Consider the following 22,413-nt stretch of genomic DNA (forward strand, 5'->3'; position numbering starts at 1 on the left):
AATCTATTACGATAATTTTATTATTTCAATCAGATTTACTCCTGGCACATAATTCACGCCCAAGGTATTCCAGAGATATACATCCAATAGCCCATCGCTACCAACTGTTACATTGTCAATCTCGACAAATTGAGTCATGTTATTCAGTGGACTAAATGATATATTGGTCTCAACATTATTTGCAGAATAAAATATTGATGAGAACTGGTCTTCTTGAATAGCCGTGCTACAAGAGGGTAATATTCTGACTTTATATGTTCCCGCGGTAAATGCTTGGAATCTCAACATCGCCTTAATACCGGAAGCCACCCTGTCGCCACAATTATATCGACCGATATATTTTGCCGGATACGGCCCGCTATCGTCTACTGTCGGCTGGCGAACACCGGTATTTATCGTAGATATATCCACACCGTATTCACCGGGATAATCATTCTTGGCCTTTAAATAATTACCCACCTCATTTCCGGAAGTATCCTTCAACAGATTAGTCGTATAACTTGCTCCTTGAACAATCGACATATTATTTATGATCTCGCCATTGACCGTATCATAAGATATATTATTGCCAAGTTGAGCGAATGAAACGATAGTCTTTCCAGCAGTACCGCTGCCGCCTTCTTTCTGGAAGTTGCAAGTTATTGTTTTATTACTCTGCACATTATTAACGGTCGCTGTCCCGGTATTAGTCCCTACACCGGTACTCGTATCCGCGCCACTCCAACTACCGATAACATAGCCATCATTAGCCTGCGCGTTAACGCTTGCCTGTCCTCCCTCGGCAACATCTTGAACGGCAGGCGTCACAGTACCGTATGTAGTGTTATTCGCCTTTCCCGTTACTGTATAAGATACGGCCGGACGTTCGGAATATAAGATAGATGAAGACTTGATTTCAGACTCGCCAAAACTGTTTTTAACCTGCACGTATACAGTCTTGGATGCATAACCGGATGAAAGTTGATAAGAAAAAATTTTCGATGTGCCGACAATCCAGCTTGCACCGGATAAGTCGGCAGTCTCACCAACTTTATAATGAGTAAGTCCGCCAGGCATATTGAGAGTTATAGAAACCAATTGGTTGTAAGTCACCGTTACGCCATCATTGATTGATATCGAATTGAGCACCGGAGCGGCCTCATTAACTGATAATCTTGCAGCAAATGGAGCCTTCAAAGTATCCTTCAACTGATTCACGAAATAGTAGGCATCCGTTTTATCTTCCTCTGACAATGTACTTTCAAATTTAACCGTATACTTCTCGGCACATTCCAGGAGCAACTCGTTGAAATTCACATTTACAAGCATTCCTGAACCATGAGCCGCATAGCTATATCCGAATATCTTGTCGGAAACCGTTAATGCATCCACAGAGGTTATTCCGGATACAAGGAATGACAAGTCCTTAAAATAATAGTTCTTAGAAAATGGAACCAATATCTTCCATGTGACAGTATTATTGCTTACTATCTTCTTAATGACTGAGTTTAACCGCATCTGTATATACTCGTATATCTCATCCCAGGAAGCAACCCAAAGGCTATCGTCACCACCTTTCCCGTATAGTGAATAGATAGTTTCTAATAACTCTATTCGGGAAAGGTCTACGCGGTGTGTCGTTATACCCACCCAGTAGGGGTTATCGCTTGTATGTTGTTCAGCCAGTTCTTCCAGCTTTACATCATTAACGGAAGAATTGGTTCCGCCGTAAGTCCTTTTTTTGTATAATGAACCAGTTGATTTCAGATATATCTTTTCCAGATGATGTAATGAGCTACGGTAGAAGTCAACCAATGGAGACTCATCCGCCGCAGTAACATAAGCGGTATTACCGTCAGGGAGTCCCATTACTTTCATTCGACGATTCAGTTTATCCAAAACCTTATCATAATCGGCTTTAAACCCTTTTACAATATCTGCCGGATTAGTCTTGTCATATATACGCTCATCAACATTGTGGTAAAGCATAGAAACACCCCAGTCTTTCATTAAGTCAAGTTCAGGCCAAGTTATATATATGCTATTTTTATTTGTCCCATCTCCTATAAGACCGTTAGGATTATATTCGTTTCCCAAAGTTGGCCATAATGCAACGCTAAAACCGAAACGGCGATCATTGCCGCAGCCATCAGTATACACCAACGGATATTCTGGTGTATAACCGGTTGTCGGTGTGTTGCCAAGATGGAAAAACTCGCTGTCATCAATCCATTTTTGATTGATACGACGCCAAATTCGTGCATAAGCTCCCTCTACAGAGTCATCGGCCGTATAGGTAAATGCAAAATGCTTGTCATATTTAAGAGGTGCAAAACTCAAGTTCACAGAATCCGCACTAACACCAGAAGGAAGAACAATACTAAATTCGATAATCTCTCCTGCAAGTTTAAGATATTCGAGGGTCAGCATCAAGGTTGAACCGGCCGGTATTGCAGATTTGCATATCACGGATAACTTTGTCTCAAAGTCTTCCGTCACATACATCTGTTTGACTTCAATCGCTCCCGGATAGAACTTACCGGCAGAATCTTTCACGGTTATGTTTTTCGCTGTCAAATACATATTATTTCCCAGCGGTGAGTCACTTACAATATATTCCTTTTCTTCTCCAACAGAGGTAGGAGGAACTATCAGTGACACTGAACAAGCATATATATCATGTTCAGTAACTCCAAATCTGTAAGAACCAACTTTGCTTTCCACGTCAGATATAAGTATCCCACCTGACCCGCCTGCGGAGTTTTCAAGATTATCAACACGCGTCAAGAGCTGAGACAGATTTTGCTTGTCTTGAGTTGTATAGTCATTCGTTGACAGCCCTTTGCCTGATACAGCGTCCACTTTGCTGTTAACAGCGGAAACCACCTGATTAAACTCATCCGCTGACAATGTATCACCGGTATTTTTTATAGGTATATTCAAATTTGCCATATCATCTTATTTTTTATATTAACCTAATGCGAAAGAGAATGTATAAGGAAATCCCGTTGTAGGTGGAGTAACACCGCCACGAATAGCTGAGATAGGGATAAACACCATCTGCTGGATTCTTCTATCATAGACGGGAACTAACATATTATCCGCATCAATAACTCCAGCATATAATGTCGGAGCGGCATAACTCCACTCATTTTTTCCCTTAACGGAAAGTGAGCCAACCGGAGCACTGTCTACAGAGGAGTTGACATTACTAAGACCACCAAATGATAAATCCGTTGCTTCCACCGGAGCAATCTCCATCAAAGCGTCCTCATCCTCTTCGATAAGCGTATCTTCATCCTCTTCAAGCAAACAAGACATTAAAGAGGCCGGGGTGTTTTGTTTCGGAAGGCGCACGATCAAACCATTTTCAACGACGGCACCACCCAATAGTCCTAATAAATAGTTAGTGCTATCGATTTTGTCCTTACGGAGGAATATATCTTTTAAGATCTCATTGTTATTTGCAATCTCAACCAGTATTCTTAAGGCTGAATATGTGTTTTTATTCGTAGGAATTGTAGTATCCCCTACTTTTATCAAATAGATAGATGATCCTCCCCCACCTTCTCCGGGAGAAGAAACTATTTTCAAGGCAACCTTATTACCATTTACCTCAAAAATAACGTCGCTATTTTCTTCATCTATATGATACATATTACTTTTGTGGAATAAGACTGACTGCAATGTTCCTCATCTCTTGAGATGTTACTTTATTCTCAAAAATGGAATACACTAAACTAGCAGCCATATAGCAGATAGCTTGCGATACAGGTTCATTCTGATCAATATCTAAGTCTGTACCAGAGGTATATTTCGCTTCATACACGAACATTTCTAATTTAGAATCAGACTTTGCAGAGTATAGCATTAGTACTCTATTACCAGAATTATTATATCCCATTATGCACACAGGTTTGTAACTCCCAGCTCTTGTATAAGAATTGCATTGCTGTTTATATTCCTCTGAGTTTAAATCAAAAGCCACAATACAAGTTCTCTTCCAATTAGAAAGTTTGATCGCAATCAATGAAACAAAATCATCAGGAACAGGTATAAGACATTTCCCCTCACTATCCGAGGTCACGGTAACATCAGAAGAAACACCATTTTTCTTATTGACACATCTAACAGGAGAATTCATTTGTACCAAACTTACAGCATCTGGTATAACCGCTTTTATATACTCTTCTATTTTGACCGTATCTTCGGATAGGAGAGAAAGAGTCTCTTCCTCTCCTATTTCATTGAGTATTGCTTTGACTTTACTTATGATTTCCTGTTCAGTCATCATTATTTCCAGTTAGGGAATGAAACACCAATTGCAGCTGCTTTAGCCTGTATTGCAGTTTTATTTCCAAGATCACCAAGAGGAACATTATAAGGTTCACCCATTAAGATATCTTTCGCTTGCTGCGAATTCTTCACATCTGGATACACCCCAGCACCTTCACTTGTTTCACCAGATTCTGATACACCAGAAGTAGTATTTTGCCCTATACTTTCCACAACAAGCTTACCAGACTTCTGAGTTCCTCCTCTTTGAACTTGCAATGTACCCGTATCTCGAATCAAAACAGATTCTACCTCTTTGATAACCCCTGCTTTAAATTTAGGAGAATTTTCAATTGCTTGCTGAATTACCGGATTTGGGGTTGTGAATGTAGCAGGGACAATACCAGCAGTCGTTAAAGACCCATGACGGAAATCAACACGGATATGCCCTGTACCCATAGGAAAGACACAACTTTGTTCTATCATTCCATAAATTGCGTATTTTTTCTTATAAATCTTCATATCATAAAAATTATAGGACGGAGCAATACTCCGCCCTTAGATTGTCACAGAATCAGTTTTGAGCGTAAATTACACCCGAATATTTCTCCCAAGAAGTACCATTATACTGATAAATATCACCAGCCTTTGAAGCGGTAATACCGGCACAAGCAACAGTTAAATAAATGACATCATTCAACTTCGGATTTTCAGGTGCGTCAGTGGCGTTACTCCAATTAGTGATAGCAGAAGCACCGGGAATATTATCACCATCAATATCCTCACCATTGACCCAGATATGAGAATAGCCTTTCAACGCCAAAGCGTTGATAGAGATGATAGCTTTTCTCTTAGCCTCTTCACCCTCAATCTTTTCAGAACTGGTTTCTTCGTTCTTGATATAATAGCGAACGATACCGGACATATCAAGAATACCACCACTACAAGAATACCCCAGATAATCCAAAGTCGGTTCATGTTTCAAATAGAAATCTCCAAACACGGTGTGAAGTTTCGTACATGAGAATCCCCATTGCTGATCGGAAGTCATTGTGATATCCTTATGCTTGGTAAAATCAATATTCTGAATTTGTTCCAGCAAATCACGTCCCATAAGCCACCATGCTTCCTTAGAACAGTTCTGACCTGTGAACTTCAATTTTGCCAAAGCAATAATATCAGCAAATGTCCACGGACCGATGTGTTCATACTCACGCTTAAATTGCCAACGAATACCTTCGGTAGTATATACCAACTGACGCCCCATTTTGCCACGATCAACCATCAATTTGCCCTTATGGCTCACCCATAAAGAACGATTATTCTTTCTGCGGTGTTGCTTAATCATAGCCTCAGCGATTTGAGCTTCGTTAAAAGGAATACGTTTCTTTTGAGCATCAAAATAGTCAGAAACCACCTCATTCATGATAGTCTTCTGTAGGTATACTCGTTTAGGGGTCGGGAATACAACATCAGGAGCAACTTCCTTCTGAGTTTCGGCACATGCATTCGTCAAAATAACGATTTCTGTACCCTTTGGAATTGAAGGAAGTTTGCAATAAGCATCCCCTTCATTCGTCTTCGGGCCGTTAATTGCCATAACAATAGGTTTACCACTCGAATCTTTTCCGGTAATAAACAGCATAAGATCCACTCCCTTGATTTCCGTTTTTCCATCTTCGGTATATCCGTTGACTCCTTTCACCAACACCGTACCATTTTCTTGGAATAATCCACGATCATCCGAAGGGACACTGATAGGAGCTTGCTGGTCACCAGCAGAAGTATAATCTTCAGTAGTGAACACAGAAGATTTCTGTTCATCGATAACAAAGTGGTCCACTTCAAACCCTGTAACGCGAACTTTCTTCTTGGCTTTACGCATGATACCATCCAAGACGGTTTCATCCGTACCAATCAGGAAAATATCGTCATCAATATCCGGTTGGATAAGATTGCCTCCACCAACACCTCCAGTAGCATCTGATACTCCGGAAACAGTTGTAGGGCTACCTGGTAATTGAGTAGGTTCGCCTGCATTTCCCGGAGATGGTGTGGAACCCGGTGTAATTACAGTAGCATCAGCCATAAGTACACCGCCACCAACAAAGACGCAAATAAGCGTCAACAGGACGGAAAGAACCGTCCATTTCTCTCTTTTCAAAAAACTAAATACTTTCATCTTTTTAAAATTTATAACAGTTAATAATCAAGCATTTAAAGCAGCCTCAACGATAGAGCTTCTTTTTCGCATATTAGGATTTCCCAGAACACTCGTTATCCCTTTAGGTAACCCATCCCCACGTTCTTCTTTCATTTTATTGATGTTTTCGTTACGGCCTTTCACTACACCAGCGGCCAAAGCATCTTGAGTGTCCTTGTCGTAATTCAAACCTTTGTCCAAGAAGTCGCATATTTCACGGGAATAACTTCCCGACATGATCGGAGAAATAACATTCGTCCAAACCTTATCAAGAAACTCCTCTATATCATAACCTTTCTCCTGGCACCATCCCTCTACAATAGGCATGTTCTTTTCAAGGTTATCATTATATTCCTTCTTGCTGGCCTCCATCGCCTCCATTTCCTGCTTTCGTTCTTCTTCGGCTACCAGAATATCATCATATTCCGGAGTACCTTCTTCAGCAGTTAGCAGATCCTTTCCAAAATAGCGAGCCATTGCATTACCGGCACCGCGTTTCTTGTTTACAATATCGGCAAGCATCTGGGCCAAACGAGGATCTTCTTGCAAAGCTTCGGCAAGTTTGTTGCGTTGTTCCTTATTTCCGTTGATATATCCCATCAACATTTCAGCCGAAGACTCATCATCATCTGCATTATAACCGGGAATTTCGTCTGTAAGAAGTGACCTTAACTGATCCCGTTTTGTTGGAGTTTGAACCTGTTCGGTGACCGGAACTGATTCCGTTTTGTCAACCACCGTTTCATCCTTCTTTTCTTTAATATCTTCCATAAGCAAATTCTTAAATTGTTTGATGCACAAAAAAAGCACTAAAAAGGGAAACATGACCTGCGTTTTTACAACTAAAAGCTGCGTTTTTAGTAAAATCGCAACTTTTAAAGTATTACTTTAATTATATTTGCATAAAACATTATTATAATGGATGATATATTCAGAGAGATAAGAGATAATTCTATAAGAGAAGCATACTTTGATGCATTGAAAAGCTTACGAAAAAGTATGCCTTATATTTCAACCGAAGAAATTATTCAGGAAGTTATGAAGAAAGAGGCACCTCGTTTTTTCATAACCTATGATAATGCACGTAGGGTTATATCACTTATGCATCGTGGAAAACCTATCAAAGTTTCCAATGAAAATAAATTGTGTATGTATAAAGACTTATACGCCAGATTTCTAAAGTACAAACAAGAAATGAAAGCACCAGGCTATTGCGTATTAAAATATATCATAGAACAGCCAGCGCCTTCTTACTACGTGGCAATAGATACAATGAGAGGCATCATTTATAAATCAATAAAGAATAGATAAGATGATATTTATCATTTTCCTTGTATTCATATACTCCATTGGCTTTTATTGCGACACTACGCAATTAGGTATATATAATGGGTGCGAATGGTGGAACTATATTACTTATAGCTTTGTCCACACTAATTTTTTCCATCTAAGTATTAATTCTGCATTATTCTTGTTTTACTGGAAAAGGCTCAGGGACTTCAACCTATATATAATTATACCAATATTAACTATAACTTCTATTCTCTCAGCAATCTTTGCAACCTATCAGGAACCGACAGTCGGAGCCTCTGCAATAGTTTTATCTATGGTGGGCATCATTACTGCCGGAATAGAAAGACATTATATGCCGAAAGTCATTCTTCTACTCGCATTCTCATTTCTAACCACGGGCTTATTCGCTCCACATATAAATACGCTTATCCACGTATATAGCTTTCTAATATCATTTGCGATAAGCCTCTTATCCAGGAGGTTTATATATGACCGTAAATGAAATAATACAGAAGAACAGAGAACGACTTGCGATAATACGAAGTCCATATAATCCGATAACCGGCGAAGGATCAACATCTATTCCCCGGAAAAAGGTCTATATAAAAGACTGTCCCATTGAAGAAATGTATCTTCCGGAACAATTTGCAGAAACCGGTTTTGTGAAAAAGCTCATTGAGATTGGATTTAATGGGTATATCAAGTTCGTCCTCAAACAGGGTGTATCGGATAAAATAAGGAATGAACTTTGGACATCTTTTTGCCAGGAACGAATAAATTATGACTTTGAATACTGGGCCTATTCATGTATTCAGATATCGGCGAAAGGAAAAGGAAAAGACATAGCATTCTTACTTAACCGAGCACAAAGATACTATTTAAAAGAACTGGAAAAGCTTCGCATAGCTGGTGTCCCTATTGACATTATTCTGTGTAAAGCCCGTCAATGGGGCGGTTCCACTCTTACCCAACTTTATATGTTGTGGATACAACTTATACACCGTTCCAATTGGAACTCTGCTATCTGTGGACACATTGAATCCGCAGCCCGGAATGTATCTGGTATGCTTCAAAAAGCAGTCGACAATATGCCTGCATGGGCAACGGGCGGTATTCGCCTAAAAACGAATCCTTATCAAGGCTCACAGAAGACGCGTTCCATCAATACAACGAATAGCCGATATTCTATAGGTTCTGCTGAGAAACCGGAAAGTCTTCGTTCAGAAGATATATCAATGGCCCACTTGACAGAAGTCGGTTTATGGAAAGAAACTAAGGGAAAGAAACCGGAAGACCTTGTACAATCCATATTCGGTTCTATACTCAGCGGACCCTATACTATCAAGGTTTTGGAATCCACCGCCAAAGGAGTAGGCAACTATTTTCATCGTACATGGTTGGATGCAGTCGAAGGACGTAATAATTTCACTCCGGTATTCATTCCCTGGTTCATGATTGATATATATTCAAAACGTATCGATCCCAAAACATACAACGCGTTTATTGCCACCATGACCGAATATGAATACTGGCTGTTTGAGCTTGGTGCAACTTTAGAAGCTATTGCTTGGTACAGAGATAAATCGCTGGAATTTAAAGATAAATGGCGCATGTGTTCTGAATATCCGTCTACGGCCGCTGAAGCATTCCAAAGCACGGGCCGGAGAATATTCCCACAAAAATACGTCGAACAAGTTCGGACAACCACTCTCCCACCCTGTTTTTATGGAGAATTTGTAGCAAACGATATTAAGGGTAAGAATGCACTATCTAATATTCGTTTTGAGCACATAGAACCTACAAAGGACCTAAATAACATCCTGTGGGTATGGGCTCTTCCCGACTATACAGAGAAGTACTATGACCGATACGTGGTTAGTGTCGACATTGGCGGTACATCATCAGCAGCAGATTTCTCATGTATTAAAGTAGCTGACCGGCTCCCAATGCTTGAAGAAGGCGGACTACCGGAAATTGTCGCCGAATGGCATGGGCATATCGAACACGATTTATTAATATGGAAAGCCGTACAGATAGCGGCTGCATACGGAAATGCTGTACTTGTTATTGAAAGTAACACACTTGAAACAGAAGGAACAGAAGGTGACAACTTCGATTATGTATTGGATGAAGTGGTGGAATATTACGACAACCTTTATTCGCGTACATCACCAGAACAAATTAAACAAGGACTACCGGTTAAATATGGTTTCCACACCAATCCCAAAACTAAGCCTACTATTATCAACTTCCTTAAATCCGCAATGCGTGACTTTCTATATATTGAGAGAAGTAAGCCAACCACGTTCGAGATGGATACGTATGAACTAAAGGAAAATGGCAAGGAGATGGGTGCCGCTGAAGGCTGTCATGACGACTACCTGATGGCGACAGCCATCCTTGTATATGTTTGCTATAAATGGCAACTCCCGCGAATTATGCGGGAGTTTAGGAAGTCTAAAAAAACAAAGATTGTCAGCGAAGCTTCAATTTAAGCAGCAGTTTTCACGATACCATCTTCTGGAGTGGCGAATTGGTCATTATTCACTTTCTGCATAAGATTGTTATTACCTGGCATTACATCTTGCGGAATGCCCCCCATTGCCTGCTGATTCATCAAAGCCTGCTCGTTTCGTTTAATAGCTTCGAGTATCTTTGTAGCAAACGGATAAGAGCAATTTTCTAACAAAATCTTGACATCAATTGCATTTTTTTCAAAGAGTTGCATCAAGAAGTCATTCTGTAACATCTGAAATGACGGGGTATTAGTACCTTCAGTGATTTTCAGGTCAATCTGTGCATTCTGAACTTTATCCGGATCATAGTACTTTGCTTCTTCCGAATAATCTCTCCCAGACAAGTCAATGTGTCTGGCTGAAGTATAATATTGCTGGATAGTTTGCATAACCATATAATCCCTTCTTTTACGGAATGAGTTGAATGACTCAAACATTCCTTTCAAATTCAATGAAGAGTTCTGAACTTGTTGCGCATACAGACTGGCAGCTGTACCAGCACTAGGTTGTTTACCTTGCATCGCACTATTCACGCCGGAAATATCATTGATGAGCTTCAACTGCAAATTCAATAGCTCATAATCACCGGCAACAGCCGCCTGGCCATTATATTGCTGAACGACATTACTAAGATTCTGACCGTTTTTCAGGTTACAGAACAGAACTCCATTATACCGCACATATTCGTCGATTATTTCTTCGCGAGTCATACTTTCAAAAGCCGATTCATCAACAATCAATACACCTTTGGAAGACGAACTACGAATGAAATCAATCAATGTCATTGTTCGGTTGATAGCACGTTGCTGGTCTATGAAATCCTCTACATAATTGAAGACCTTTCCCTGTATCATCGGGTACACATGGAAAGCATAGTTATGCGAACCATGCCAATAAGGGCTCCGGCCTTCTTGAAGAATGTCTCCCCAAGGGGACATGTACCGGTAATACCAATACTGTTCATTGCCATACTCATATTCGATCAACAATATGTCCTCCGGCAAAACACCATGAGCAAGTGCCTCATTCGTTCGCTGTTGATTCTCCCAATCAATTTCCTTCTTTTCGTTCAATCCTATATAGTAGAATGTACCTTTCAGTGTATCATGACAGAAGTATGCCTCCCGGCTCTCCAACCTCCACCCAAAGATAACCCGGCACAAATCAGGACGAGATGGGGTGTAGAAATCTAAATCTTTCGTTTCCCTCCCCTGCAAACCATCATAAGTAAGATATGTGTCGCTCACACGATATATGTTCTCAATCCACTCTTTATCAGCCCGGCTTTTAGCAAATAGGGAAACAACCTTATCGAGTGGCATATCATACACTTCACCGATACAATTCAAGTCCCAGGTACGGACATCCTCAATATTCGTATTGAAAAACATACGCGCTGGATTACAGCCATAAACCCAAACATCATTCATCCGTTTAGCCGGGTTCCAGCCATATTCCACACGCTGGCCCACATAGCCACCGCATAACATTAATCTGAGACTATCAGAGTCCAACTCCCGAATTTCATTAAGATCATGGACATATTCAACCGCAATACTCATCATCTCTCCGATTTTGGCCTCTTTCTGATCCCGGACCGTACAGATAGACTGAGTTACATTATTACGAAACTGCCCGTCAATATTTTTAAGAATGGGACTAATCATATTGTTTTTCAATGGAACCTTACCATTCTTTTTGATTAAGTCTGCTTCTCTTATCATCAAATCCGTTTCCGGGTCTTTAATATAATCTCCCCACTGGTCCTCATAAGCGTACATCACACTACGGCGCATCTTTTGACGAGCCTCATCCAGTGAAGCCCAATATTTACTGAATTCATCCAGAATATCCAGATGCTTCTCGTTACGTCTCTGTTCACGAGAAGCATCTTTCTTACGTACTGGCTTTACATTTCTATTCAAAAACTTATTCATAGCAACACATTTTTCACAAAAGTAAGACAGTTAACCCATTAGGTAGTTGTTGATTTACAACAAAAGCTACTTAATGCTCCGAAGTTCTTCTACTATTTCTGCTTTAAGAAGGTTCAGGGCAGTCTCATACGCTTTTCGAGTCTCCCTATCCGTTTCCTCTTTTATCAAATCCTGATATGATTTTACTCGTTTCTGATATTTCTTTAATACCGAGTAACGTTCATATTCAGATGAGTTCTCCAATTCTTTCAACTTCGCTCTATACTGTTCATTCCCAGTCTTTATTTCTTTTTTATAGCCGCGAAGTCTATTCTCAACGACCTTATAATCGCCTAAGTAATTAAAGTATGCCTCATTTACGCGACTGAAAACATTCCTTTCATCACCACCACTCAAGAACCGATTTAATACAGGAACACTCCGCCACATTCTTTCATCTTCGTCCCAAATCATTGAAACCGTCTTTCCGACCTGATTTATGGTTTTCCCCAATCCTCCAAAATAGCTTTCAAAGAAATGTTCAAAAATTGCCGGGTTCATATTTAATAGCCCTCTATCGTATTTATCACCACCCGTTACTTCATTCAGTAATTTGGCAGAGGAAACAAGAGCCTTAGATGTGCCGGCATAAGCTTTAGTCCATTCCGGCATAAGTTCATTGAAATTATCTTTGTAAATGGGTTTACCAAAGAAATTTCTATTCTGTGCTACCTGATAAACCGGTTTACCAGCATCAGGCATTAGATTGCCAACAACAGTACCAACTATATTTTTCGTTGGTGTACCTTTGGGAATATTCCACTCTCCACCACCAAATGGGTTAATAGGCAGTAATTCGGTAAACTGTCCCATCAACTCCATTCCAATATTGCGATTATCCCCTTTACCTTCCATATAAGAACGGAACAGTTCGCCAGCTCCATAAAAAGCACGCAATTCGATTGGTATTGGAATAGTAAGGAACTTATCACCACCTAACCAGAAACAGAAATTATTCTTCCTTACCCATTCCGGCAGGTTTTCATAGGCATCTTTATCATCATCACCACCAAACATACCAATGAGTAAGTTATTCATGATAGGCAATAATATCCCAGCTGCAGTAAAGCCACCAATTGCAGCAGAAAAACGCTTTGGATTAGCCTTTGCTAAATTCGCAAAATTAGCTAAACTTTGTACAGCAGCATTGAAAAATAAGAAAAGAGACTTAAATGTAGTAGCGCCCAGGCCACCAGCTCCTTTTTTATTGAAATTCACCGTAACTTCTTTTGCATCACTAATACTTCTTGAAATGCTCCGTCCCATTTGACGGCTCGTCATATAAGTAGTGAAACGACTTACATCTTCAGCACATCTATTACCAAACTCAGTCCATTTTGCCATAAACTGGAAAGCAGGTACAATCCCCATTGTTGTAGGTACGGTAACTTTACCTGGTTTAACTCCAAATATCCGTCCCAAATCGACAAGGCCTTTAGCATCCATAATTGAACGCTCTATCATCTTTCGATGTTCTTCTACACTATGTAACGCCGTGTAGCCTGTTTCTCCACCATTTTTAAGAAACTCCGAAAAATAACGTTCCAATTCATTATTCAGGTCGAGAGAGTTCTTCTCAGACTTATATAACAATTCTCCAAGTCTTAACCCCAGTCCATTTTTAATTAGATTCCTTCTAAAACGACTTGAATACTTATGATCTTCCTTAATAGTTATTGCGGAAGTGGAAAATATCACATCTCTTGCCAAATTGCTAATTACAAAAGCCGGATTTCTGGTCGTAAAGTTTGCAGCCATTTGCCGATTGATGCGCTTAACCAAGTTTACAAGTTTATGGGAACCACTATCTGGATTTGTCAAACCATTCATAGCCTGTGCCGCCCTTGGATTACCATTGATATAAACAGTGTATTCAAGGCCATCCTTCTTTACTATGACCATGTGCTGCCTTTGTTCTCTGGGCAATGCCCTATATGGTACCTCTAACCGTCCTTTGCGAGCCAGTCCTTCTCTTGCAAGCTCTACCATTCTTCTTTCAAATTCTTCGACTAAAGCAGCCACTTCCTCCCCTGTTGCGTCTTCCGGTATCTCAGGTAGAGCTTGCTGCCATTCATCTCGCACCCCATCATAGGTATACCACATTTGCTTCACTGTAGCAAGGCTTGTTGGATGATTAATAACCATTGCCAGGAATCGTTGTTTCATAAGATTCCTATTCCCCTGCATGATGGCACTTTCGGCCATATTAGCTATTGTTGCCAGCGGATCGTCAGCCTCAGACACCCGACCTTCCATTTTCTTCACAGGTACATTGAATATTGGACGTTCTTCCATGATATAATCATAAACATCTGCTGCAGTATCCTCTTTCCAGCCTCGTAGTGGAATATAATACTTGAACATAGTACTAACTTTCTGATAAACATCTTTTGTCATTAAGCCGCACTCATAGGTCTTTTTGAGACTTTCTTTTGTTGCAGCATTAATCTTTTCCCAAAGAACAGTAGTCTCATTAGCTTCTTCAAAAGTAGATACTAACTTCTCAGCCTCAGTAGTAAAATTCTCTTTCTCACTAGTAAGAGAAGACAAGCCGGAGAAGTCTTTTCCACGAGCCTCAAAATATGCATCCTCTGCAGCTTCTTCCATCTCGGACTTTAAATTATCTCGCTCCTCATCAAAAGTTAACCCATCAATACCACCATTGGCCAAAAGTTTTTCCAAATCATTAAGCTTTTCAAGAAATGGCTCCTTTGCTTTCTCCGCAGCACGTTTGGCAAATTCTTCATTTCTTTCAAGACCATGTTTAGCTTTCAAATAATCCAATATATCGTCATACTCTACCCCAGTCTTTATTAGTTTGTTCACTTCTGACATTATCGGATCAAAGAAATTCATTTTATAAAATTCCTGTTCAAATGAATTCCTACTGCTTAATTGATTTTCGGCCATATAAGCATTTTCATAATCTGCAATAGGTTTATCTGTTTCCTTTTCAAGTGCTTCTTGCAGAGTTTTCAACCCCAACATGCTATCTTGATACGCTTCTTGATACTTATACATCCTATCTAAAGTACGGGCCTCATACAAATGTTTAGCTACATCTTTTTCAGCTGTTGCATTATCACTCCTGTATTTTTTCCGAACCGGTGTCTCTCGGTAATTACCAACTTTCAATTTATATCGCATGGACATATCCTTAGCGAAAGCATCTGTCGAGTGTCCTTCTGTCTTCAATTGATAGGTTCTCCAAAGCATATATCGTAAATCTCCATCATTCAATCTGAAACCAAGTTTGATTTTAGCTCGACGGAGCATATCTGTGAGCAAAGACTTAATTGTCTGTAAGAAACCATTTTCACGTTCAAAACCTTTTTCGGCCAATTCAGCAAGATATTCCTCTGTGGCCAAATGAAAATCGTACCCGCGTTTAATTCCAAGGTCAATGATTTTCTTTCTTGTTGCTGGAATAGCATTTTCAAAAACCTTATCAATGAAATCATCATACTGTTCCCCGAATACTTCATTCAGCCCACGATGTCCAACAGTTTCATGCAATACAGTAGCCTGCGCATCTTCAACAGATACGGCATTAGGCAGGTAAACGACAACTTCTTTTGTTTTTGAATCAAACCATCCTTTCACATTACTTCCATTTTCTATTTGGATGCGAGCATCATCATCATTCGGCAATTCATCAATGCTGTTTATAATCCGTACAGGAGTATTCAACATCTTCGCCTGTTCCACTATAACGGAAGACAGGCGCTTACTATTCCTTGTACTTTCATCTTCAGCAATACGATATTTTTTATTTTCATCCGATGCTTTAGCTTTTTCTTCCAATTGTTTTTTCAAGCCCTCAACTTCCTTTTCAGCTGCTTTTAATTCATCTTCGCGTCCCCACGGAGTATTCATTGCTTCCGTTAGTCCCTGGACCCTCTTTTCATAGGAAGCTATCTTCTCATCAATATCAGACAAGTTTTTCTCCACGGCCTTCAATTGGTGCTCAATACTTGACATCAAACCTTTACCACCATTGAATTGGCGTCCTTCAACAATATGTTCATTGCCAGCATACAGTTCATACACCATCCTACCCTCATTGAAATGAACAATGACTTCCGCCTTGCTATTATTCAACATTATTTTTAGAGGCGCTGTCCCACGATTAAGGCTATATGCATCTTCATAAGAGGCAATAACCGGCTCTAATGCAGGTCCAAATTTCTCCGTATAAGTTTTACCGTCAACTGTAACACTCTCAACGCCGTCAGGGAAATACTCACTTATAGTTTTATAGGCACGTTCATATACTTTCTTCTGACCTTTATCATGGATAATTCGATTTCTGGCATACTCAATACTCTCAGCCATACCACTCTTACTGTTTGCATCACTTCGTTTTAAATTACGTAGTTTCTTTAATAAATTCTCAGCAACAAATAGGAGTTGAGCCGTCTTATCACCGGACAATGTAGCTGCCATCTGGTTAAATGTCATTCCGCTGGGGTCCTCATCATCCTGTTCTTCCATAATACGGCCAGAAACATTACCTTTCATCATTTGATTAATGAAGTTCTGTTTTATTCTCAGGCGGTCATAAGCTGTAGCATCCAAAGTTCCCTGAACACCATAGGTCACTACATTTACAGGTTTGCCCCACAGAGCATAATTATTGCCTTGCCGAAGGATTCTACCATTCCTTTGTTCAAAGTCCATAGGACGTACCGGAGCATCAATATGATGCAAACCATATAAGTGATCCTGAACATTAACGCCTACTCCCATTTTCTCAGTACTGCCAAGTAATATACGAACATCACCAGAGCGTACTTTCTCAAACAAACCTTTCCGACGTTCACCATCATAGTTATTAATGATAGCAATTTCTTTGGCAGGTATTCCCTGGGCTATCAGTTTTTGTTTTATGTCCTCATAAAGATTGAAACGAGGAGTATTCGGATCATAGTCAAACAAATCCATTTTGGGCTGTTCCCCGGGAGACTGATAACTATCACAGAAAATAAGTTGTGCCCCTTTATCCGCGTTACTTTCATTATAGAGTTTTACGACATTTGATACAACCTGATTAGTCTTGCTATTGGGATTATCTGCAAATGAAGGATTAAGTAATCGGAGATCAATCGCAGCTTGTTTTGCTTTAGTAAAAACAACAAGAGGAAGTGCGCTCATTCTTCTTTTCTCTTTACCGCTCATTTTGCTGAATCTTTCCAACTCACTTATGAGAATCTGCATTACGTCTTCCAGATCTTCGTTTTTATCAATGACAATATTGGTCATCGCTCCATCCCGGAGTTTTGGAATACTACTACTTTCCTGAAACTCTTCTACATCTTCCGTCAAAACAACATCGGCATGACTACGGAAAGCTTTCACCAACTCCGGTACATTGACATAACTCTTAAAGCGGTCCGCAATTTTGAAGTTCCCGGTAGCCGTAAATTCAAGAGAAGGTTCCACCGTACCGAATGTTGTTGCAAATTCATCAAAAGTCTGAATGTTATAAGCTTCAAGAATATCAGGGGCAACAAAATTCATCATAGTCCAGACTTCTGCCATCGTATTCGTTATAGGAGTACCGGTAGCAAGTATTACATTACGGCCGTTATTCTTCTCCTGTACCCATTTGGCCTTTAGTAGCAAGCTGTTTGCACGTTGGGATGCAGTAGTATCAATACCTTTAACATTGCTCATCTTACTAACAAACCCAATCTTCTTATAGTTATGAGCCTCATCAATAAACAATGCATCTATGCCCATTTGCTCAAAAGTCAATACATCGTCAGTTCTCCGATCAAGCTGGCGTTCCATTTTAGTTTTGATACGATTCTCAGCCTTGGCCCTATCTTTTACTGATCGTTTTTTAGGTTTCTCAACTCCTTCAAATTGATTTTGAAGGTCAGCTACTTCCTTTTCTAATCTACGCCTCAAAGAGTCATTCTCAGTAGCCCCAATAACTCTCTCATACTCCTCAATTTTTTGTTGAATGAGTTTCTTCTTTCGCCCCTCATCATCCGGTATAAATTGCATAAATGATTGAGGTATGATAATCGCATCAAAATCCCCCGTTGCAATCAGATTAAATAAACGTTTACGATTATCTGCACTTCGTTCGTCTTTCCCAGGAGCCAAGACATTAGCACCTGGATATAGTTTATAGAAGTCTTTTACAAAATCTTCCAATGTGGCATTTTGAACAACAATCATAGGTTTTCTGGCGATTCCCAAACGCCGCATTTCCATCGCGGTGGTAATCATCGTGAATGTTTTGCCTGTACCTACTTGATGAGCATACAAAGTGCTTTCCCCTAAACTACGCTGTACAGCTCTCATTTGATGGATACGCAATGTTATTTGGGAATTAGAATTTGGATAATGTTCAAAAGCTGGCAGGTCATATTCCTTCAGGCGGAAGTTATTATACTTGTCATTGTAAATCCGTTCTAACTCTTTATGAAACGCTTTCTGCCCGTCGATGTATTCAATGAATTTATCAGAGATTTCCATTACCTTCTCAGCAGCGGCTTGTGTCTCCACCTCATTGACGACACGTATCTTTTGTTCCCCGTTTTTAATCTCATCATAAACTTTCGGTTTCCGTTGATTTAATGCAGCCTCGAATAAATTAATCGTTCCAAGCCGGTCAGTTTTATATATGCCGGCTTTTGCATAATCTGCTACACTAATAGATTTGCCTGTGACATATTCATTTAATACTGAAACAAAATTCAATCCAGTATCCGAAAGCCCTAAGACATCCTCCGCAAACTTATCAATGAACTCAGTAGGTATCCAGGGGGTACCAAGACGATAACTTATATCACCAAAACGTATCATTTCAGGTTGGACATTGATAAGTTCTTCCACATTCTTTTCAAAGGCCGGGTCACGTTCCGCTGCTGTTCTTGCCTCTTCCAGTTTTTCTTTAACATTACCGGAAAGATATGTACCCCTATCTATTAAGTCACCAGTCAAAGGGTCACGATATGCCACCCCATCACGCAACATATCATCAATAACTTCCTCCTCACTCTTCGCTATTAGTTGAGAAATATATGGGATATCTATAGCGCCACGATAGGAGCGACTGATGTTTACAGCATCCTGCAAATTATCCACTTTAGATGGTTCTTTCACAGGATAACTAACTCGTTTATCCAAAATGCCTTTACCTTTGGTTATTTGGTAAACCGATGATTTACCTGTGGCAGATGGCACTTTGGTAACGTCTTCTAATGATAGAGGAAGGTAACGTTCAAAGTCTTCTACGAGAACATTATCTAATGCTTTGTTACGATTGAGTGTACCGTATTTTTTTGCAAAAGCATCATACTGCTTATTTAGCTCTTTCCTTATAGGTTCAGGGTCTATATCTAAGCTCTGTTCCGCAGCAATAAGTTTCTTTAGTGTGGATTTAAGATCATTGTAACTCTGTACAGCATCTACCGTTTTCTGCAATTTACCGTTGTAGGTAAACGTTTCTTTTACGGGAACAAGTTCTAAAACCCCACTCATGGCAACATATATCTTTCCATCTTTAACGGTCAATGTTCCATCTTTCTGGGTGGTTTGTTCTTTATCCTTAACCACAGCACTATTCTCTACCTTTCCCAAAATATTTTCCGGTAACTTTCCGATAGCTTCACTAATCGCTTGAGATAAGTCCAGACCAGACCGAGCCTTTAATGTCTGCGAAGCTCCACTATATAAGCCACCACTACCAGCATCAAATGCCGTCATCATTTCTCCCAGCATCATTTCAGGACGGGCAGCAAAATATTCATTAATCATTATGGGTTTCGTCCGCTTCTCGCCTTTTTCTTCATAGGTACCCTCTCCCACAGGAGTAGTGGAAATATAATTCACGCCATTAGCCACCTCACCTGCTTTTCTCTTACGGAATACTAGAATATCAGCCGTAACACTCGTACCTGCATTTTTTTGGAAAGCATCATTGGGCAAGCGTATAGCTCCAACCATATCAAAACCATTACCGGCAACAAATTCACGGAACCGGCTGTCAGCACCATCCATAGTTGCAGACGACGTAATAAATACTCCTAAACCATTTTCTTTCAGTTCAAGTAATCCCTTTGCTATAAAATAATTATGAAGATTGTATGCCCCACCAAGCTTTTTCCTAAGCGACTTATCCAAGAACTTATCATAAGGAGCATCTTTACCAAAAGGCACATTGGTAATAACAAGATCCTTACTTTGTGGAGCAAACTCCGTCTCATAGCCCTGTACCTTTGTATTAGCATCCGGATATAATGCTTTACTTATCCTCCCAGATAAACTGTCAATCTCAAAACCGCTGATTTGAGAATTTTCGGCAATACCTTTAGGCATCAAACCAAGAATATGCCCCACTCCCATGGCTGGTTCACTTATCATTCCACCGGTAAACCCTACGCGTGTAGCAATGTTCCAAAGATTTCGGATTATAGGTTCGGGAGTATAATGCGACGTAGTAGTTGATTGGACCGCACTTCTAAACTCTTCAGGAGAGAGTAATTCTTTTAGTTGCTTGTAGTAAGGGAGGTACTTCGCGTTCCAGTTGGCATCGGCAATCCAAGAACGTTCACTGGCTTTAAATTTATTTTCATCTAATGCGTTAGCCAATCCTCCCCAGCCTACATAACGGGCTAACTTTGCTTTTTGCTGTTCCGTAGCCGGCTTTCCGCTATTCTCCACTTCTCTAAGTGTACGGATGGCATCAATGTTTGCCTTTAATTTGGCAACATCACCGGCAGGAACATCAATGTGGTTCTCACCGAAATTATAGTTATTTCGATTTCGTTGAACTTTTACAGGAGAGACGACGCGGCCTGTTGACTCAGGTATTCTTCCGCTTCTGTCCGCGTCAGGCACATTATGTCCATGCACGCCTGTATCGTTTCTTCGCCGTTCAATTCTGACAGTTTCTTCCCGTGTTTTTCCTCCCATGCTTCTATCCGTATCCGGATTTCGCTCTTCGGAGTTTCTTCGTTCGCCATGATCTTCTAAATTTTGATTAAACAAATCCTGCATCTCGGCAGGCTTATTACTTTCACTCTTTTGCGAAGATACCGTATTCTCAGATGATTTCCTATTATTTGACTTACTTTCTTTGGCAGGCAATGTAGCTTTACCTATGGATTCTACAGGCTTGTCAAATGAGTCAGTATCAAAGTCCTTCACTGCATGGTATTCATCCATGTCCTTCTGAAAATCTTCCATACCCGGGAACTGGCGTGCACCCTCATAGAAAGATTTCAGATATGGACGAACGGCATCGCCAACATCCTCAATCATTCTTTGGGCAAAATCTCCGAATTTCCTGGCACCAGCTTCAATATGATATGCCGCCATCTCCGCTCCGATGGAAAACAATTCAGGGTCAAAACCAATATTCATTTGTCCAAGCTTTCCACGAAGTTTATTCTTCAATTCTTCGTATCTATCCTTAGACACCAATTTATTGGAAACCCCATATTCCACCGTGTCGGCTTGTAATACGTCTTCTGACTGTATTTCTGCGATATTATCAGCATTTTCTTTTGCAATCTTGTATTCAGCAAAAGGTTTCGTCTTACGTTTTGAAGATTTCACCCACTCATTGAACACCTCTTTTGATACTTCTGTAGTCTTTCCTAAACCTTTCCAACCTGGAGAATAGTTCTTCATGTAAGCCCTCTTTGCTGCCAAAGCAGAATTGAAGCCATACATTACCTTGTGTTCATCAAAGGAACCGTCTTCATTCATCTGGTCAATGACATATACTTTGCCACCGGCCGGATTATCCGACAAGAATACGTCAATATGATCACCGTCCACTCCTTCCGTACCACGGATATAACCATAGGTGTTGTTCATGGTAACACTCCACGGTTGGCCATTAGTATCTACCCCCGAACGTTCACTACCTTTCGGGTTCTCAATAGTAATGTCGTACCCATCAATCTTAATATGCCCTTTCTTATAGTTACCGGCTGACTTCTGTGCTTCAGTTGGATTAGTATCTACTTCCTGTTCAGCATCAAATAGACGCTTAGACTCTGATATTCTATTGGTATAATCCAATATATCTTCCCCAGGTTCCAATTGGGGAGAAACAAATTGTGCTGGATTGTTTTCTTTCGGGGTGGGAATATTACGTTTGAAATCAGCGTCAATGACATAAACATCACCTTCTGTATCTTTCAAT

11 protein-coding genes are annotated in these 22,413 nt (G+C 40.2%); 3 read left to right on the forward strand and 8 right to left on the reverse strand.

What is annotated here, in order from left to right; translation table 11 throughout:
- Positions 1–6: 6 nt before the first annotated feature.
- From VYM24_RS19795 to VYM24_RS19820, 6 genes are read right to left on the reverse strand one after another with little or no spacing between them, the layout of a single operon-like run.
- Positions 7–2,931 carry an InlB B-repeat-containing protein gene (locus VYM24_RS19795; RefSeq protein ID WP_330940730.1) on the reverse strand — a complete coding sequence of 975 codons (2,925 nt, stop codon included), beginning with the start codon at positions 2,929–2,931 and terminating at the stop codon, positions 7–9.
- An 18-nt stretch (positions 2,932–2,949) separates the two neighbouring features.
- Positions 2,950–3,636: a hypothetical protein gene (locus VYM24_RS19800; protein ID WP_330940731.1), complete on the reverse strand. Its 687-nt coding sequence runs from the start codon at positions 3,634–3,636 to the stop codon at positions 2,950–2,952.
- Position 3,637: 1 nt separating this feature from the next.
- Positions 3,638–4,273 carry a hypothetical protein gene (locus VYM24_RS19805; protein WP_330940732.1) on the reverse strand — a complete coding sequence of 212 codons (636 nt, stop codon included), beginning with the start codon at positions 4,271–4,273 and terminating at the stop codon, positions 3,638–3,640.
- A complete protein-coding gene (locus tag VYM24_RS19810; RefSeq protein WP_131797158.1) occupies positions 4,273–4,776 on the reverse strand; it encodes a hypothetical protein in 504 nt (167 codons plus the stop codon). Before VYM24_RS19810 ends, VYM24_RS19805 begins: the two co-directional genes overlap by 1 nt.
- Positions 4,777–4,828: 52 nt before the next feature.
- Positions 4,829–6,436 (reverse strand): SU10 major capsid protein, encoded by a 1,608-nt coding sequence (locus VYM24_RS19815; protein ID WP_330940733.1) that lies wholly within the window; start codon positions 6,434–6,436, stop codon positions 4,829–4,831.
- A gap of 27 nt (positions 6,437–6,463) precedes the next feature.
- Entirely contained in the window at positions 6,464–7,228 is a 765-nt protein-coding gene (locus VYM24_RS19820; RefSeq protein ID WP_330940734.1) for a hypothetical protein, read from the reverse strand.
- A 147-nt stretch (positions 7,229–7,375) separates the two neighbouring features.
- On the opposite strand from VYM24_RS19820, the gene VYM24_RS19825 reads away from it, so the two are divergent.
- The 3 genes from VYM24_RS19825 to VYM24_RS19830 are packed head-to-tail and all read left to right on the forward strand — an operon-like array spanning position 7,376 to position 10,245.
- Entirely contained in the window at positions 7,376–7,768 is a 393-nt protein-coding gene (locus VYM24_RS19825) for a hypothetical protein (protein ID WP_044267308.1), read from the forward strand.
- Position 7,769: 1 nt separating this feature from the next.
- Positions 7,770–8,252, forward strand: coding sequence for a rhomboid family intramembrane serine protease (locus tag VYM24_RS25435; protein ID WP_060408193.1), 483 nt, complete (start codon positions 7,770–7,772; stop codon positions 8,250–8,252).
- The gene (locus VYM24_RS19830) at positions 8,239–10,245 is read left to right on the forward strand and encodes a terminase large subunit (RefSeq protein ID WP_330940735.1); all 2,007 of its coding nucleotides are present in this window, start codon (positions 8,239–8,241) and stop codon (positions 10,243–10,245) included. The genes VYM24_RS25435 and VYM24_RS19830 overlap by 14 nt, the downstream gene beginning before the upstream one ends.
- Here the strand turns inward: VYM24_RS19830 and VYM24_RS19835 are convergent.
- Both VYM24_RS19835 and VYM24_RS19840 read right to left on the reverse strand, forming a co-directional pair.
- On the reverse strand, positions 10,242–12,203 hold the full coding sequence (locus VYM24_RS19835) for a portal protein (protein WP_330940736.1): 1,962 nt from the start codon (positions 12,201–12,203) through the stop codon (positions 10,242–10,244). The genes VYM24_RS19830 and VYM24_RS19835 overlap by 4 nt on opposite strands.
- Positions 12,204–12,269: 66 nt before the next feature.
- Positions 12,270–22,412 (reverse strand): LPD38 domain-containing protein, encoded by a 10,143-nt coding sequence (locus VYM24_RS19840; protein WP_330940737.1) that lies wholly within the window; start codon positions 22,410–22,412, stop codon positions 12,270–12,272.
- Position 22,413 lies beyond the last annotated feature (1 nt).

The sequence above is a fragment of the Bacteroides sp. MSB163 genome (genome assembly GCF_036416795.1).
GTDB lineage: Bacteria > Bacteroidota > Bacteroidia > Bacteroidales > Bacteroidaceae > Bacteroides > Bacteroides maternus.